The following is a 15723-nucleotide window of genomic DNA, read 5'->3' as shown; positions in this document are numbered from 1 at the left end:
ATGCAAAAACACTCTTTGATTGCAGTAGCGGTCGCGCTGCTCGCCGCGGGTTGCACGCTGGCGCCGCACTACCAGCGGCCCGCCGCGCCCGTGACGGCGACTTTCCCGACGGGCGGCGTGTACGACCAGCAGCCGGGCGCGCAGGGCGCGCGCGGCGCGAACGGCCTGGCTGCCGGCGACATCGGCTGGCGCGACTTTTTCGTCGATCCGCGTCTGCAGCAGCTGATCGAAATCGCGCTGAAGAACAACCGTGATCTGCGTGTGTCGGTGCTGAACATGCAGGCGTCGGCGGCGCAGTACCGTATCGTGCGCGCGGGCCTGTTCCCGACGCTCGACGCCGCGGCTTCGCAAAGCCGGCAGCGCACGCCGCGCGATCTGCTGGCGTTGCCCAACGGCCCGACGATTAGCAACACGTATTCGGTGGGCTTGAACGCGTCGTGGGAAATCGACTTCTTCGGGCGCGTGCAGAGCCTTAAGGATCAGGCGTTGGCCACGTACCTCGGCACCGCGCAGGCGCGCAAGTCCGCGGAAATCGCGCTGGTGTCGCAGGTGGCGAACCAGTACATGACGGTGCTCGAACTGGACGATCTGCTGAAGGTCACGCAGAACACGCTGAAGACGGCGCAGGAGTCGTTTCGGATCACCAAGCTGCAGTTCGACAACGGCACCGGTTCGGAACTCGATCTGCGCCAGTCGCAAACGGTTGTCGAAACCGCGAGCGCGGACCTGCAGGCGCAGATGCGTTTGCGGGCTCAGGCTGACAACGCGCTGGTGCTGCTGATCGGCGAGCCGTTGCCGGCTGATCTTGCGCCAGGCCTGCCGCTGAGCGACCAGAGCCTGCTCACGGATATTCCGGCGGGCCTGCCGTCCGATCTGCTGACGCGCCGTCCCGACATCATGGAGGCCGAGGAAAATCTGCTCGCGGCCAACGCGAACATCGGCGCGGCGCGCGCCGCGTTCTTCCCCAAGGTCACGCTGACCGGCAGCGCCGGCACGCTGAGCCCGACGCTCGGCGGGCTGTTCAAGCCGGGTTCGGCGGCGTGGAGCTTCGCGCCGTCGATCACGCTGCCGATCTTCGAGGGCGGTCAGAACATGGCCAACCTCGATCTCGCCAACATCGAGAAGAACGTGCAGATCGCCACGTATGAAAAGGCGATCCAGACGGCCTTCCGCGAAGTGGCGGACGGACTGGCCGCGCGCGGCACGTACGACGAGCAGATCGCGGCGCTCGAGCGGGATGTCGCGGCCGAGCAGCGCCGGCTGGATCTGTCGACCCTCCGTTATACGAACGGTGTCGACAGCTATCTTTCGGTGCTGACCGCGCAGACCTCGTTGTACGTGGCTCAGCAGGCGCTGGTCACCGCGCGCATGGAACGTCTGCAGAACCTGGTCACGCTGTACCAGGCGCTCGGCGGCGGCTGGATCGAGCACAACGGCGACCAGCCGCGTCCCGCCGACGCGCCGGTCGACTACGGTGCGGCGAGCGCACCGGTCGCGGCTTCGGCGGCGACGGCAGGCTAAGCGCTGCGGCTCGACGAACCGCTGAAGTGAAGCAAAAACGCCACGGCATGCCGTGGCGTTTTTGTTGATTCGCGGCGTTCGGTGCCGCTCGCCGCATCATCGCTGCATCAAAAGCTCAATGCAGATCCGCCGCCCGCAGCATCTCGTTGCTCTGCGGTGCGCCGCCCGCGCTGGCGTCGAGATCGTGCCCGGCGCGGCGAAGCTCGCTCTTCGCCTTCTTCTCGCTCTTCACGCCGTTGAAGATCAGGTTCAGCGCGACCGCCGACACCGACGCGAGCAGAATCCCGCTATGTAGCAGCGGCGACAACGCCGGCGGCAGTTGCGAGAAGAAGTGCGGCGAGACGACCGGCACGAGGCCGAGCCCGATGCTGACCGCGACGATGAAGAGGTTGTGCTGATTCCTCACGAAGTCGACGCGCGACAGCACCTTGATGCCGTTCGCCGCGACCATGCCGAACATCACGATGCCCGCGCCGCCGAGCACGAACGCCGGCACCGACGCGACCACCTGCGCCATCTTCGGGAAGAGGCCGAGCAGCACGAGGATCACGCCGCCCATCGCGCACACGAAGCGGCTCTTCACGCCGGTCACGCCGATCAACCCGACGTTCTGCGAGAACGACGTATGCGGGAACGAGTTGAAGATGCCACCGATCAGCGTGCCGAGACCGTCGACGCGCAAGCCACGCACCAGCGTTTTCTGATCGACCGGACGATCGACCATGTCGCCGACCGCGAGAAACATGCCGGTCGATTCGATGAACGTGACGAACATCACGGTGACCATCGTCGCGATCGACAGCGCATCGAAGTGCGGCAGACCGAAGTGGAACGGCATCACGAAGCCGACCCACGGCGCGTGCATGACGCCGTCCAGGTTGACGCGGCCGAGCATCAGCGCGATCGCGAAGCCCGCGACGATGCCGAGCAGCACCGAGATATTGGCGACGAACCCCTTGGCAAACTTGTTGATCAGCAGGATCAGCGTCAGCACGAGCAGCGCCAGGCCGAGATAGACCGGATTGCCGTAGTCGGGATTGCCGACACCGCCGGCCGCCCAGTTGATGCCGACCTCCATCAGCGACAGGCCGATCACCGAAATCACGACGCCGATCACGACCGGCGGGAAGAAGCGCAACAGCTTGCCGACCGCGGGCGCGAGCAGAATGCCGATCACGCCGGCCGCGATCGTCGAGCCGAAGATGTCGAGGATGCCGAGCGAAGGATTGGTGCCGATCGCGACCATCGGGCCGACGGCCGCGAACGTGCAGCCCATGATGACGGGCAGGCGGATGCCGAAGATCCACAGTCCGAGCGTCTGGATCAGCGTGGCGATGCCGCAGGAAAACAGATCGGCGCTGATCAGGAAGGCGACCTGGTCTTTCGGCAGCTTCAGCGCCGCGCCGATGATCAGCGGCACCGCGACCGCGCCAGCGTACATGACCAGCACGTGCTGGATGCCGAGAGTGAGCAACTGGCCCGCCGGTAGGCGCTCGTCGCACGGGTGAACCGTGTTCGCTTGCATATCGTCTGTCTCCACCATCTCGTTTTGGGATGACTCCAAGGTATCGGGGACGAAAAGTCGCAACAAGACCATACGTGGCTATTCCGGCATTCCCGGCGGCGATATGCAGAGACCTGTTTTGAAAGGCAAATTAAAGCCACGCGTGGGACGGATCGGCCGTCGGATGCCAGAGAACCCTATGCAGTGGGGGCCGCGGGCGGTGCATGGCGTGCGCGGCGCGGGTTCGTCGCGCGAGGGGATATGTGTGAGAATCAATGACGTGTATCACGCTTCACGCATAGTCCTGTTTTGATGACGCTCGCAGCACGGCGGGGTTAACCCGCGAATGGTTTTTTTTCGCGTGTTTTCCGAGCCGTTTGTTCAACGTTCGCGACGTCTGTGCAGCTTCGCCTTTGAGCTTCGCTTTCCCACTTCGTCGCCAGTCTCGCTGGCTCCTTCTTCACCTCGTTTCAACGTCCCTGCGCTCATGAGTTTTCTCGGCATCGATCTCGGCACCGGCTCCCTGAAAGCGGCAATCGTCGACGAACATGGACGCGAGCAGGCGGTATCGAGCGTCGCTTATGCGCTCGTTACGCCGCACGCGGGTTGGGCCGAAATCGACGTCGAGACCTGGTGGAACGCGCTCGTCCATGCGATGGCGGGCCTGCCGCGCGAGCTGCGTGACGGCGTGCGCGCGATTGGCTTCTCTGGCCAGATGCACGGCGTCGTGCTGCTCGATGCAAACGGCGCAGCGGTGCGGCGCGCCATGCTGTGGCCGGACTCGCGCGCGCTCGCCATGCTCGACGCGTGGCCCGAGCCGCAACCGAATCCGGTCGCGCCCGGCATGGCCGGACCGCTGCTGCGCTGGCTCGTGCTGCAAGAACCGGAAGCCGCGCGCCGCACGCGCTGGGCGCTGCAGCCGAAGGACTGGCTGCGCGTCGCGCTCGGCGGCGCGTGCGTGACCGATGCGTCCGACGCGTGCGCGACCGCGCTCGCCGATCCCGCCGGCGCGTGGGACACGGCGCTGCTGCAACGCCTCGAGATTCCGTCTGAGTGGTTCGCGCCTGTGGCGCCGTCGTATGCGGCGGCGGGCGCGCTGTCGCCGCAGGCCGCGCAGGCACTTGGCTTACGGGCCGGTATCGTGCTCGCAGCCGGCGCCGCGGATACGCCGTGCGCGGCGCTCGGCAGCGGACTCGTGCGTGACGGCGACGCGCTGCTGACGACCGGCACCGGCGGACAGATCGTCGTGCTCGCGAACGACGAGCCTGCGCCGCTGAAGGGCTTGCATCGCTATCGCGCGGCGAGCGATCACTGGTATCGGATGGCGGCGATGCAGAACGTCGGCATCGCGCTGGAGCGGGTGCGCGGGTGGCTGTCGTTTGGGTGGGCGGAGGCTTACCGAGAGGCATTTGACGATGCGGCTGATGCAAGCGCTCATGCCGCCGCTGAAGTGGCGTCGACGCTGAGCTTCCTGCCGTACCTGACGGGCGAGCGCACGCCGTGGCTGAACCCGCAGGCGCGCGGCGGCTGGCTCGGTTTGTCGCTCGAGCATACGCGCGGCGCGATGATGCGTGCCGCGTTCGAGGGCGTCGCGTTCTCGTTGCGCGCGGGGCTCGACGCGATTCGCGCGAGCGGCGCGCCGGTGACGGCGCTCAAGCTCGCGGGCGGCGGCTCCGTCGATGCGCGCTGGCGACAACTGCTCGCCGATGCGCTCGACGTCGACCTGCATGCGGTCGATTGCCCGAACGCGGCGCCGCGCGGCGCGGCGATCCTCGGCGGTCTCGCGTGCGGCCACTGGCAGACGCGCGATCTCGCCGCGCTCGCGCCGGGCGCGACGCGCGTCGCGGGTCCACGCGGCGATGCGGCGCTCGCTGAACGCTATGCGCGCTTCGTCGATCTGTATGGCCTGGTCGAGCCGTGGTTCGGTGGTAGCGCGCCGGGCGAACCGCAGTGACAGCGACGGCGTTGAACACGGTGCCGAGCGCAGCCATCGGCGAGGCAGCCTTCACGCACTATGCAATACCATGACGCTTTTCGCGCGCCACGTAGTCGCCGGCACGCGATGCCATTTCGCATTCACGGACTCACGGACTCACAGGAGCATTGACGATGAAGACCAAAGCAGCAATCGCATGGAAAGCCGGCGCCCCGTTGACGATCGAGGAAGTCGATCTCGAAGGTCCGCGCGCCGGTGAAGTCCTGATCGAAGTGAAGGCGACGGGCATCTGCCACACCGACTACTACACGCTGTCGGGCGCCGATCCCGAAGGCATCTTCCCGGCGATTCTCGGCCACGAAGGCGCGGGCGTGATCGTCGATGTCGGGCCGGGCGTCGGCACGCTGAAGAAGGGCGATCACGTGATTCCGCTCTACACGCCCGAATGCCGTCAGTGCAAGTTCTGCCTGTCGCGCAAAACGAATCTCTGCCAGGCGATCCGCGCGACGCAGGGCAAAGGCCTGATGCCCGACGCGACCTCGCGCTTCTCGCTCGATGGCAAGCCGCTGTTTCACTACATGGGCACGTCGACGTTCTCGAACTACATCGTCGTGCCGGAGATCGCGGTCGCGAAGGTGCGTGAAGACGCGCCGTTCGACAAGATCTGCTACATCGGCTGCGGTGTGACGACCGGCGTCGGCGCGGTCGTGTATTCGGCGAAGGTCGAGGCGGGTGCGAACGTGGTGGTGTTCGGGCTCGGCGGTATCGGGCTGAACGTGATTCAAGGCGCGAAGATGGTCGGCGCGGACAAGATCATCGGTGTCGATCTCAACCCGGGCCGCGTCGAGCTAGCGAAGAAGTTCGGCATGACGCACTTCATCAACCCGAACGAAGTCGAGAACGTCGTCGATCACATCGTGCAGCTGACCGACGGCGGCGCCGACTACTCGTTCGAATGCATCGGCAACGTGAAGGTGATGCGCCAGGCGCTCGAATGCACGCACAAGGGTTGGGGGCAGTCGTTCATCATCGGCGTCGCGGCGGCGGGCGAGGAGATCAGCACGCGGCCGTTCCAGCTGGTGACGGGCCGCGAGTGGAAGGGCTCGGCGTTCGGCGGCGCGCGAGGCCGCACCGACGTGCCGAAGATCGTCGACTGGTACATGGAAGGCAAGATCAATATCGACGATCTGATTACGCACCGTCTGCCGCTCGAGCGCATCAACGAGGGCTTCGAGCTGATGAAGAAGGGCGAGTCGATCCGCTCGGTCGTGCTCTACTAAGCGAGGAGGGTCGCGATGCTCGAACTACTATCGTCGCACGCCTGCCACGGCGGCGAGCAGCGCTTTTACCGGCACGAGTCGCGCACCGTCGGTCTGCCGATGCGCTTCTCGGTCTATCTGCCGCCGCAGGCGTTGCAGGGCAATGCGAAGGTGCCCGCGCTGTTCTACCTAGCGGGGCTGACCTGCACCGAAGAGACCTTCGCGATCAAGGCCGGCGCGCAGCGCTTCGCGGCCCGGCACGGCATCGCGCTGATCGCGCCGGATACGAGCCCTCGCGGCGCGGGCGTGCCAGGCGAGAGCGATGCGTGGGACTTCGGCGTCGGCGCGGGCTTTTATGTCGACGCGACCGAGCAGCCGTGGGCGCGGAACTACCGCATGTACTCGTACGTGCGCGACGAGCTGCGCGAAACGGCGCTTGCGAACCTGCCGATCGATGGCGCGCGTCTCGGCATCTTCGGTCATTCGATGGGCGGGCACGGCGCGCTGATGCTCGCGCTGCGAAATCCGGACATTTATCGGTCGGTGTCGGCGTTCGCGCCGATCGCGGCGCCGATGCGTTGTCCCTGGGGCGAGAAGGCGTTTAGCGGTTATCTCGGCGAGAACCGTCAAGCGTGGAAGCAGTACGACGCGAGCGAGCTGGTTTCGCACGCGACGCACAAGTTCGCGGAAGGGATTCTCGTCGATCAGGGGCTCGCGGATCAGTTCCTGCCCAGGCAGCTCAATCCCGACGTATTCGAAGCGGCGTGCAAGGCCGCGGGTCAGCCACTGACGTTGCGCCGGCATGCGGGTTACGACCACGGCTACTACTTCATCTCGACGTTCGTCGAGGATCATCTCGCGCATCACGCGAAGGTATTGCTCGGCTGAACAACGTCGTAAAACGCGGGGCAAAAAAAAACGGCGGCACTTCATGTGCCGCCGTTTTTTCATTTGCTCGGCGTAAGCGCCGCTCAATGCCGCTTCAACAGACTCCCGCCATACACCACCGCCGACAGCGCGGTGATCCAGAAGCTCGTCGGGCAATCGGTATAGAACGCGAGCGTCAGCCCGAGCCACGCCTGCGCGAGCGCGAACCCGGCCGCGAGCACGAGACCCGTCGACAGCCGCGTGCTCAGGTTCTGCGCGGCGGCGGCCGGCCCCACCATCAGCGTGAACACGAGCAGCACGCCGACGATCTGCGTGCAAGCGGCGACGGCTAGCGCGGCGATCGCGAGAAACAGCACCGACACGCGGCGCAGCGACACGCCCTTCGCTTCGGCCAGCTCCGGTTGCAGCGACGCGAACAGCAGCGGCCGCATGATGGCCGCGAGCGCGGCCAGACTGACGACGCCCAACGCCGCGAGCACACCGAGCGTCGCTGCATTGACGCCGAGCACGTTGCCAAACAGCAGCGCCGTCACCTGCGTCGCGTAGGCGGTGAAGAAATGCAGAAACAGCAGCCCAAAGCCGAGCGACAAGGAAAGGATTACGCCGATCGCGACGTCGCGGCCGGCGAGCCGTTCGCCGAGCGCGCCCATGCCCACACCGGCCGCGAGCGTGAAGCCGATCATCCCCCAGAGAGGCGGGAGGCCGATCAGCACCGCGCCGGTCGCGCCGGTGAAGCCGACGTGCGACAACGCGTGGCCCGCGAACGTCTGTCCGCGCATCACGAGAAAATAGCCGACCACGCCTGCCAGCACCGCGACGATCCCCGAGGCCGCGAAGGCGTTCACCATGAAATCGTATTCAAACATCGTGCGTGTGTCCGTCGCGTGAGTCTTGCGGGTCTGGATGACTGTGTGAGTGGCTGTGCGAATGCGTATGTCCGCCGTCCTCGTCGTGTTCGTGCCCGTGATCGTGCTTCTCGACTTCGACGCCGCCCGACATCACGAAGATGCGGCCGTTCACGCGCATCACGTCGATCGGCGAGCCGTACAGACGCGACAGCACCGGCCGTGTGATCACTTCGTCGACGGTGCCGAGCGCCGCGACGCCGCTGCCGAGATACAGCACGCGATCGATCGAGTTCAGCAGCGGATTGAGTTCGTGCGCGGAGAACAGCACCGCGATGCCGAGCTCCTGCTGCACGCGCCGCACCAGTTCGACGACGCTCTTCTGGTGATGCGGATCGAGACTGATCAACGGTTCATCGAGCAGCAGCAGTTTCGGATTGCCGAGCAGGCATTGCGCGAGCAGGAGCCGCTGCCGTTCGCCGCCCGACAACTCCGACAGTGGCCGCTTCGACAGAGTCGTCCCGCCGACGAGCTCGAGCACCCGATCGACGTCCGCGCGCGTTTTTGCATCCGCATGCGGCAAGCCCCAGCGATGACCATCGGCTGCCATCGCGACCAGATCGCGGCCGCGCACGCGACGGCCGGCGAGCGCGCTGCGCGTCTGCGGCATATAGCCGATCGACGCGTTGCCGCGCTCGACCGTCTGCCCGAGCACGCGGATCGCGCCGCCCGCGGCCGGCACGAGGCCGAGCACCGCGCGCATCAGCGTCGTCTTGCCCGCGCCGTTGGGCCCGAGCACGCCGATGAACTCGCCCTGGTTCACGACGAAGCTGGTGTCGCGCAGGATCGTGCGGCCGCCCAGATCGAGCGTCACGTTGTCGAGTTCGAGCACGGGCCGGTCGCCGCGCGCGGTGGGTGCGCCTGATTGCGCACCTGCTGGCGTTTGATGGCCAGTCGGAATCATGGAGCCTTGCCTTTCGCGCTCGCGCTGGTCGCGCCGATCGCGCCGTTCGTGTCACCCGCCGCGAGCGCTTTCTGCAACGCATCGAGCTGCGTCAGCATCCACGTCTGATAGGTCTTGCCGGGCGGCAGGGTTTCGGTGACGCTCATCGTCGGTACCTTCGATTGTTGCGCGAGCTTCAGCATGCGTTTGGTCAGCGCCTCGGTGGCCTGGCTGTTATAGATCAGCACGCGCACGCGCCGCTCGCGCAGATCGCGTTCGAACGCGGCGATATCGGCCGCGCTCGCTTCGGTGTCGTTCATCGTGGCGAGCTGGAAGCGCTGGTTGCGCATGGCGAGGCCAATCGCGTCAGACATATAGCCGAACACCGGCTCCGTCGCCGTGACCGGCAAGCCCGCATAGCGGCCGTGCAGCTCGGCGACCTTCGCGTCGATCGGCTTCAGCGAATCGAGAAACTTCGCGAGGTTCGCATCGTACGCCGGCTTGTGCGCCGGGTCAGCAGCGCCGAGTGCGTCGCAGACCGCGCGCGCGACTTTCGGCATCGTCGCCGGGTCGTACCACAGGTGCGGATTGTCGCCGCCTTTTTTGCCGACGAGGTCGGCCGCGATGATCACCGTGCGATGCGCGCCTTTCGACGCGGCCAGCAGCTTCACCATCCACGGATCGTAGTCGGCGCCGTTGTAGACGACGAGGCTCGCATGCTGTAACGCGCGCGCGGTGGCCGGGCTCGCTTCGAACAGATGCGGGTCCTGGTCCGGGTTGCTGAGGATGCTGGTCACGTCGACGCGATCGCCGCCGAGTTGCCGGACCACGTCGCCATAAAAGTTCTCCGCGGCGACGACCGGAATTTTCGCGTCGGCGGCGAACGCGTTGTGGCCGAAGCCGAGCGCCGCGATCGCGAGCAGGCAGGTGCACAGATGGGTGCGCACAGACATCGAACGCTTCAGCGCGCGGTGCGCTCTAGACAACATCGAACCGATTGTTTTCATCGTTGTTTCCTGCTGGGTGAGAGTTGAATCAGCCACTCGCGGTGGCAAGGCCAAATACGGGGTGGCACGGGGTGGTGCTTAGCGCGGCGCCGCGCCTCTGATCACGACGAATTGCCTGCTGCGCCGCCGGCGCCGCCAGGCTTCGCCGCTCGCGCACATGGCCCGCACAGTCCACTTAGCTCGATCACCTGACGATGCACCTCGAAGCCATGCGCGGGTGAGCTGTGCGACAGGCGGTCGGCGAGCTCGTCGCCGGGAATCTCGACGGTCGCGCCGCAACCGTCGCACAGCAGGAACTGGCTGCGATGCGGCACGCCGATTTCGCAGCAGGCGACGAACGCGTTCTTCGATTCGATCCGGTGTACGAAGCCGTGCACGACGAGGAAGTCGAGCGCGCGATAGACGGTGGTCGGCGACATGCGACCGCGCTCGGGGGCGAGCGCGTCGAGCAACTCGTACGCGCCGACCGGCCGCTCGCTCGCGACGATCGCCGCGTACACCTGGCGGCGCAGCGGCGTCAGCGCGAGCCCCTGCGCCGCGGCGTGCGCGTCCGCATGCGCGAGCCGCATGGCGTGCTGTTCGGCGAGCGAGGTAGTCATCGGCGTGAATCTCCTGACATGGCGGCCCCCGAGCGGGCTGCAAGGTCGAAATGATATAACGTAGCGCGATTTTTTGTCAGCGGTGCGAATCTTCGCACGGCGGCACGCAGCGAACGCGTCGTGGCGACCGATGGCGCAATGGGCTTGCTCCTGCCGCGCTGCACCATCGAAATTCGTCCGCGTGCCTTGACATGATCCGGTCCGTATCCGATCATTCGATCACTAGCCGAGCAATTGTTCGCGTGATGAGCGTTCGCTCACCGCGCGCCAAAATGTAAAAACGAAGCGGAGACAGGCAGTGGCACGATTGCAGGACAAAGTCGCCATTCTGACGGGCGCGGCCAGCGGTATCGGTGAAGCGGTAGCCCTGCGCTATCTCGACGAGGGCGCGCGCTGCGTGCTGGTCGACGTGAAGCCGACCGACAGCCTCGGCGGCGCGCTGCGCGGCATCTACGGCGAGCGCGTGTTGAGCGTCAGCGCCGACGTCCGGCGCCGCGAGGACATCGAGCGCATCGTCACGAGCACGCTCGGCTGCTTCGGCCAGATCGACATCCTGTTCAACAATGCGGCGCTGTTCGACATGCGCCCGCTCCTCGACGAATCCTGGGACGTGTTCGACCGCCTGTTCGCGGTCAACGTGAAGGGCATGTTCTTCCTGATGCAGGCGGTCGCGCGGCAGATGGTCGAGCAGGGCCGCGGCGGCAAGATCATCAACATGTCGTCGCAGGCCGGGCGCCGCGGCGAGGCGCTCGTGTCGCACTACTGCGCGACCAAGGCGGCGGTGTTGAGCTATACGCAGTCCGCGGCGCTCGCGCTCGCGCCGCATAAGATCAATGTGAACGGCATCGCACCGGGCGTCGTCGACACGCCGATGTGGAACGAGGTCGACGCGCTGTTCGCGCGCTACGAGAACCGGCCGCTCGGCGAGAAGAAGCGCCTCGTCGGCGAGGCCGTGCCGCTCGGCCGCATGGGCGTGCCCGACGACCTGACCGGCGCCGCGCTGTTCCTCGCGTCGGCCGATGCCGACTACATCACCGCGCAGACGCTGAACGTCGACGGCGGCAACTGGATGAGCTGAATAAAGAGCAGGGAGCGGGCACGTTGACTGCTCTGAGCGGCGCGTCATTCCGTCAAACGAACGCAGCATCACATAACGTACGAGAAAGGAGACAACGATGAAACCAGCTTTCAAATTCGTGCTGAAGGCGGCCGGCGCCGGCGCGGCCACCTGCTTCGCGCTGAGCGCATCGGCGGCGACGGTGACGATCGCGACGCTGAACAATCCGGACATGATCGAGTTGAAGAAGCTGTCGCCCGCGTTCGAAAAAGCGAATCCGGACATCAAGCTGAACTGGGTGATCCTCGAGGAAAACGTGCTGCGTCAGCGCGCGACGACCGACATCACGACCGGCAGCGGCCAGTTCGACGTAATGACGATCGGCGCGTATGAAACCCCGCAATGGGGCAAGCGCGGCTGGCTCGCGCCGATCACCAACCTGCCGGCGAGCTATGACCTCAACGACGTCGTGAAGACGGCCCGCGACGGCCTGTCCGCGAACGGCCAGCTGTACGCGCTGCCGTTCTACGTCGAAAGCTCGATGACCTATTACCGCAAGGATCTGTTCGACAAGGCCGGTCTGAAGATGCCCGACCAGCCGACCTACGACCAGATCGCCCAATTCGCCGACAAGCTCACCGACAAGTCCAAGGAGCAATACGGCATCTGCCTGCGCGGCAAGGCGGGCTGGGGCGAGAATATGGCGTACGCCACGACGGTCGTGAACACCTTCGGCGGCCGCTGGTTCGACGAGAAGTGGAACGCGCAGCTGACCTCGCCGGAATGGAAGAAGGCGATAACGTTCTACGTCGATCTGCTGAGGAAGGACGGTCCTCCGGGAGCGAGCTCGAACGGCTTCAACGAAAACCTGACGCTGATGTCGTCGGGCAAGTGCGCGATGTGGATCGACGCGACGGTCGCGGCCGGCATGCTCTACAACAAGCAGCAGTCGCAGATCGCCGACAAGGTCGGATTCGCGGCCGCGCCGATCGAGGTCACGCCGAAGGGCTCGCACTGGCTGTGGGCGTGGGCGCTCGCGATTCCGAAGTCGTCGAAGCAGCAAGATGCGGCGAAGAAGTTCATCGAGTGGTCGACCTCGAAGGAGTACATTGAAATGGTCGCGAAGGATGAGGGCTGGGCCTCGGTGCCGCCGGGCACGCGCGAGTCCACCTACGCGCGCCCCGAGTACAAGCAGGCCGCGCCGTTCGGCGACTTCGTGCTAAAGGCGATCCAGACCGCCGACCCGGATCATCCGACCTTGAAGCCGGTCCCGTACACGGGTGTGCAGTTCGTCGGAATTCCCGAATTCCAGTCGTTCGGCACGGTGGTCGGGCAGAGCATCTCCGGCGCGATCGCCGGTCAGATGACGGTCGACCAGGCACTCGCGGCCGGCAACGCGGCCGCGAATCGCGCGGTCAAGCAGGCGGGTTATCAGAAGTAACCCGGCAGGTCCGCCGCATCGACCGATGCGGCTCATGCAGCAGGGCGGCCGTTCGTCTGCGCCCGATGCGATGCGGCGCGTGTCGTGCGCCATTCAGGCACGGCACGCCGCGTCGCACATACGCGGCTCCGGCGAACGCTCCGCGCATTACCGAACAGGTGGTCCATCATGCGTCCTTTGCGCCTACCTCTGATGCAAACCCATCCCCAGACAGAAAAAGAACGCGAGGAGCGTAAGGCCAATTCGGCCCGCTGGCTCGTGGCGCCGTCGGTCGGCGTGCTCGTGCTGTGGATGGTCATTCCGCTCGCGATGACGATCTGGTTCTCGTTCTCGCACTACAACCTGCTCAATCCCGATCTGCGCGGCTTCGCCGGCTTCGACAACTACCGCTATCTCGCGACCGATCCGTCGTTCGGTCCGTCGATCGCGCATACGATCGAGCTGATCGTGTGGGTGCTCGTGATCACCGTGGGCGGCGGCGTGCTGATGGCGATCCTGTTCGATCGCAAGTTCTACGGGCAGGGCGTGGCACGCCTGCTCGCGATCGGCCCGTTCTTCGTGATGCCGACGGTCAGCGCGTTGATCTGGAAGAACATGATCCTGCACCCGGTGTACGGCCTCGTCGCGCAGGGCATGCGCGCGCTCGGCATGCAGCCGATCGACTGGTTCGCCGACTATCCGCTCACCGCGGTGATCATGATCGTCGCGTGGCAGTGGCTGCCGTTCGCGTTCCTGATCCTGTTCACGTCGATCCAGTCGCTCGACCAGGAGCAGAAGGAAGCCGCGAAGATCGACGGCGCCGGTCCGTTCTCGATGTTCTTCTACATCACGCTGCCGCACCTGCGACGTGCAATCGCGGTCGTCGTGATGATGGAGACGATTTTCCTGCTGTCGATCTTCGCCGAGATCTATACGACCACGGGCGGCGGTCCGGGCAACGCGACCACCACCCTGTCGTACCTGATCTTCGCGCTGGGCCTGCAGCAGTTCGACGTCGGTCTCGCCTCGGCGGGCGGTATTCTCGCGGTCGTGCTGGCCAACATCGTGTCGATCTTCCTCGTGCGGATGCTCGCGAAGAACCTGAAAGGGGAGTACGAAAAATGAGCCACGTTGCCTCCACTACGGCATCGACGACGCAGCCGGTCGCGGTGCCGACCAAATCGCCGTTCGACACGATTCGTCGCGGCATTCCCGGCGTGATCGCGTGGCTCGTCGCGCTGCTGCTGTTCTTCCCGATCTTCTGGATGACGATCACCGCGTTCAAGACCGAGCAGCAGGCCTATGCGTCGTCGCTGTTTTTCGTGCCGACGCTCGACAGCTTCCGCGAGGTGTTCGCGCGCAGCAACTACTTCGCGTTCGCGTGGAACTCGATACTGATCTCGGTCGGCGTCACACTGCTGTGCCTGATCCTCGCGGTGCCGTGCGCGTACGCGATGGCGTTTTTCCCGACGCGCCGCACGCAGAAAGTGCTGCTGTGGATGCTGTCGACGAAGATGATGCCGTCGGTCGGCGTGCTGGTGCCGATCTATCTGCTGTGGAAAAACACCGGCCTTCTGGATACCGTGTCGGGCCTGATCATCGTCTACACGCTGATCAATCTGCCGATCGCGGTCTGGATGGCGTTCACGTACTTCGCCGAGATTCCGCGCGACATTCTCGAAGCCGGGCGCATCGACGGCGCGGCGACGTGGCAGGAGATCGTCTATCTGCTGATGCCGATGGCGCTGCCCGGGCTCGCGTCGACCGCGCTGTTGCTCGTGATCCTGGCGTGGAACGAGGCGTTCTGGAGCATCAACCTGTCGAGCTCGAACGCGGCGCCGCTGACCGTGTTCATCGCGTCGTATTCGAGTCCTGAAGGTTTGTTCTGGGCCAAGTTGTCGGCCGCTTCGTTGCTGGCGGTCGCGCCGATCCTGATCGTCGGCTGGCTGTCGCAGAAGCAGTTGGTGCGCGGGCTCACGTTCGGGGCCGTCAAATGACGGCTGGCCCGGGCATCGCGCGCTATGCGTTGATTTGCGATTGCGACGGCGTGCTGATCGACAGCGAAGCGGTGGCCGCGCGCATGCTGGTGCGCGAACTCGAGGCGCGCTGGCCCGGCATCGACGCCGCGCCGGTCGTGCTGCCGCTGCTCGGGCTGCGCATCGAGCGCGTGTTGCAGGACACCGCGACTCAGCTCGGCAAACAGCTCGGTGCCGACGATATCGATGCGATCCGCCGCGCGGTCGAAGCGGCGGCGATCGAGGCGCCCGCGGTCGATGGCATCGAGATGGCGCTGACCCAGGTGCCGCTCGTCAAAGGCTGCGCGAGCAATAGCTTCCGGCCCTACGTCGAGACGGTGCTGGCGCGCACGGGCCTGAAGCGTTTCTTCGGCGAGCGGCTGTTCTGCGCCGACGCGGTGCCGAATCCGAAGCCCGCGCCGGACGTGTACCTGGCGGCGGCGCAAGGCTTCGGGCTCGCGCCGGGTGCGTGCCTCGTCGTCGAGGACAGCGTGACCGGCGTCACGGCGGCGGCCACGGCGGGCATGGCGGTGCTGGGGTTTATCGGCGGCGGTCATGCGAGCGATGCGCAGATCGATCGATTGCACGCGGCGGGCGCGCGTCATGTGTTCGAGGACATGCGGCAGTTGCCCGACCTCGTCGCGCAATGGACGCTCTCCGCGACGGCCGCGGCGCCATGAGCGCACGAATGCACGCGACGTGACACGGCATCAGGTAGCAGCACGAAGT

General features: G+C 65.8%; 14 protein-coding genes. 9 read left to right on the top strand and 5 right to left on the bottom strand.

Annotation, left to right across the window (positions count from 1 at the left end; all coding sequences use genetic code 11):
- Positions 1-1521 (top strand): efflux transporter outer membrane subunit, encoded by a 1521-nt coding sequence (locus HDG34_RS05480; protein WP_184058296.1) that lies wholly within the window; start codon positions 1-3, stop codon positions 1519-1521.
- Positions 1522-1636: 115 nt separating this feature from the next.
- On the opposite strand, the gene HDG34_RS05475 is transcribed toward HDG34_RS05480, so the two are convergent.
- Positions 1637-3046 carry a nucleobase:cation symporter-2 family protein gene (locus HDG34_RS05475; RefSeq protein WP_184058294.1) on the bottom strand — a complete coding sequence of 470 codons (1410 nt, stop codon included), beginning with the start codon at positions 3044-3046 and terminating at the stop codon, positions 1637-1639.
- 466 nt (positions 3047-3512) lie between these two features.
- On the opposite strand from HDG34_RS05475, the gene HDG34_RS05470 reads away from it, so the two are divergent.
- The 3 genes from HDG34_RS05470 (at position 3513) to fghA (ending at position 7108) form a co-directional block, all read left to right on the top strand.
- On the top strand, positions 3513-4979 hold the full coding sequence (locus HDG34_RS05470) for a xylulokinase (protein ID WP_184058292.1): 1467 nt from the start codon (positions 3513-3515) through the stop codon (positions 4977-4979).
- A gap of 155 nt (positions 4980-5134) precedes the next feature.
- On the top strand, positions 5135-6241 hold the full coding sequence (locus HDG34_RS05465) for an S-(hydroxymethyl)glutathione dehydrogenase/class III alcohol dehydrogenase (RefSeq protein WP_184023024.1): 1107 nt from the start codon (positions 5135-5137) through the stop codon (positions 6239-6241).
- A gap of 15 nt (positions 6242-6256) precedes the next feature.
- Entirely contained in the window at positions 6257-7108 is an 852-nt protein-coding gene (gene fghA, locus HDG34_RS05460) for an S-formylglutathione hydrolase (RefSeq protein ID WP_184058290.1), read from the top strand.
- A gap of 83 nt (positions 7109-7191) precedes the next feature.
- Here fghA and HDG34_RS05455 read toward each other — a convergent pair whose 3' ends face one another.
- From HDG34_RS05455 to HDG34_RS05440, 4 genes are all read right to left on the bottom strand, one after another.
- Positions 7192-7974, bottom strand: coding sequence for a metal ABC transporter permease (locus HDG34_RS05455; protein WP_184058289.1), 783 nt, complete (start codon positions 7972-7974; stop codon positions 7192-7194).
- Positions 7967-8917, bottom strand: coding sequence for an ABC transporter ATP-binding protein (locus tag HDG34_RS05450; protein ID WP_184058287.1), 951 nt, complete (start codon positions 8915-8917; stop codon positions 7967-7969). The genes HDG34_RS05455 and HDG34_RS05450 overlap by 8 nt, the downstream gene beginning before the upstream one ends.
- On the bottom strand, positions 8914-9849 hold the full coding sequence (locus tag HDG34_RS05445; RefSeq protein ID WP_409259251.1) for a metal ABC transporter solute-binding protein: 936 nt from the start codon (positions 9847-9849) through the stop codon (positions 8914-8916). The genes HDG34_RS05450 and HDG34_RS05445 overlap by 4 nt, the downstream gene beginning before the upstream one ends.
- Before the next feature lie 155 nt (positions 9850-10004).
- Positions 10005-10502 carry a Fur family transcriptional regulator gene (locus HDG34_RS05440; RefSeq protein ID WP_184058283.1) on the bottom strand — a complete coding sequence of 166 codons (498 nt, stop codon included), beginning with the start codon at positions 10500-10502 and terminating at the stop codon, positions 10005-10007.
- Between the two features lie 298 nt (positions 10503-10800).
- Between HDG34_RS05440 and HDG34_RS05435 the strand changes: the two genes are divergently transcribed.
- The 5 genes from HDG34_RS05435 (at position 10801) to HDG34_RS05415 (ending at position 15674) form a co-directional block, all read left to right on the top strand.
- On the top strand, positions 10801-11580 hold the full coding sequence (locus HDG34_RS05435) for an L-iditol 2-dehydrogenase (protein WP_184006440.1): 780 nt from the start codon (positions 10801-10803) through the stop codon (positions 11578-11580).
- A 97-nt stretch (positions 11581-11677) separates the two neighbouring features.
- On the top strand, positions 11678-13000 hold the full coding sequence (locus tag HDG34_RS05430) for a sugar ABC transporter substrate-binding protein (RefSeq protein WP_184058281.1): 1323 nt from the start codon (positions 11678-11680) through the stop codon (positions 12998-13000).
- Between the two features lie 168 nt (positions 13001-13168).
- A complete protein-coding gene (locus HDG34_RS05425; RefSeq protein WP_026226016.1) occupies positions 13169-14104 on the top strand; it encodes a carbohydrate ABC transporter permease in 936 nt (311 codons plus the stop codon).
- Positions 14101-14976, top strand: coding sequence for a carbohydrate ABC transporter permease (locus HDG34_RS05420; protein ID WP_184058279.1), 876 nt, complete (start codon positions 14101-14103; stop codon positions 14974-14976). The genes HDG34_RS05425 and HDG34_RS05420 overlap by 4 nt, the downstream gene beginning before the upstream one ends.
- On the top strand, positions 14973-15674 hold the full coding sequence (locus HDG34_RS05415) for an HAD family phosphatase (RefSeq protein ID WP_184058277.1): 702 nt from the start codon (positions 14973-14975) through the stop codon (positions 15672-15674). The genes HDG34_RS05420 and HDG34_RS05415 overlap by 4 nt, the downstream gene beginning before the upstream one ends.
- Positions 15675-15723 lie beyond the last annotated feature (49 nt).

Origin of the sequence: Paraburkholderia sp. HC6.4b, from assembly GCF_014200875.1 — a bacterium.
Lineage (GTDB): Bacteria > Pseudomonadota > Gammaproteobacteria > Burkholderiales > Burkholderiaceae > Paraburkholderia > Paraburkholderia tuberum.
The sequence above is the reverse complement of the archived record's forward strand: the minus strand, read 5'-3'. Positions and strand labels throughout refer to the sequence as shown.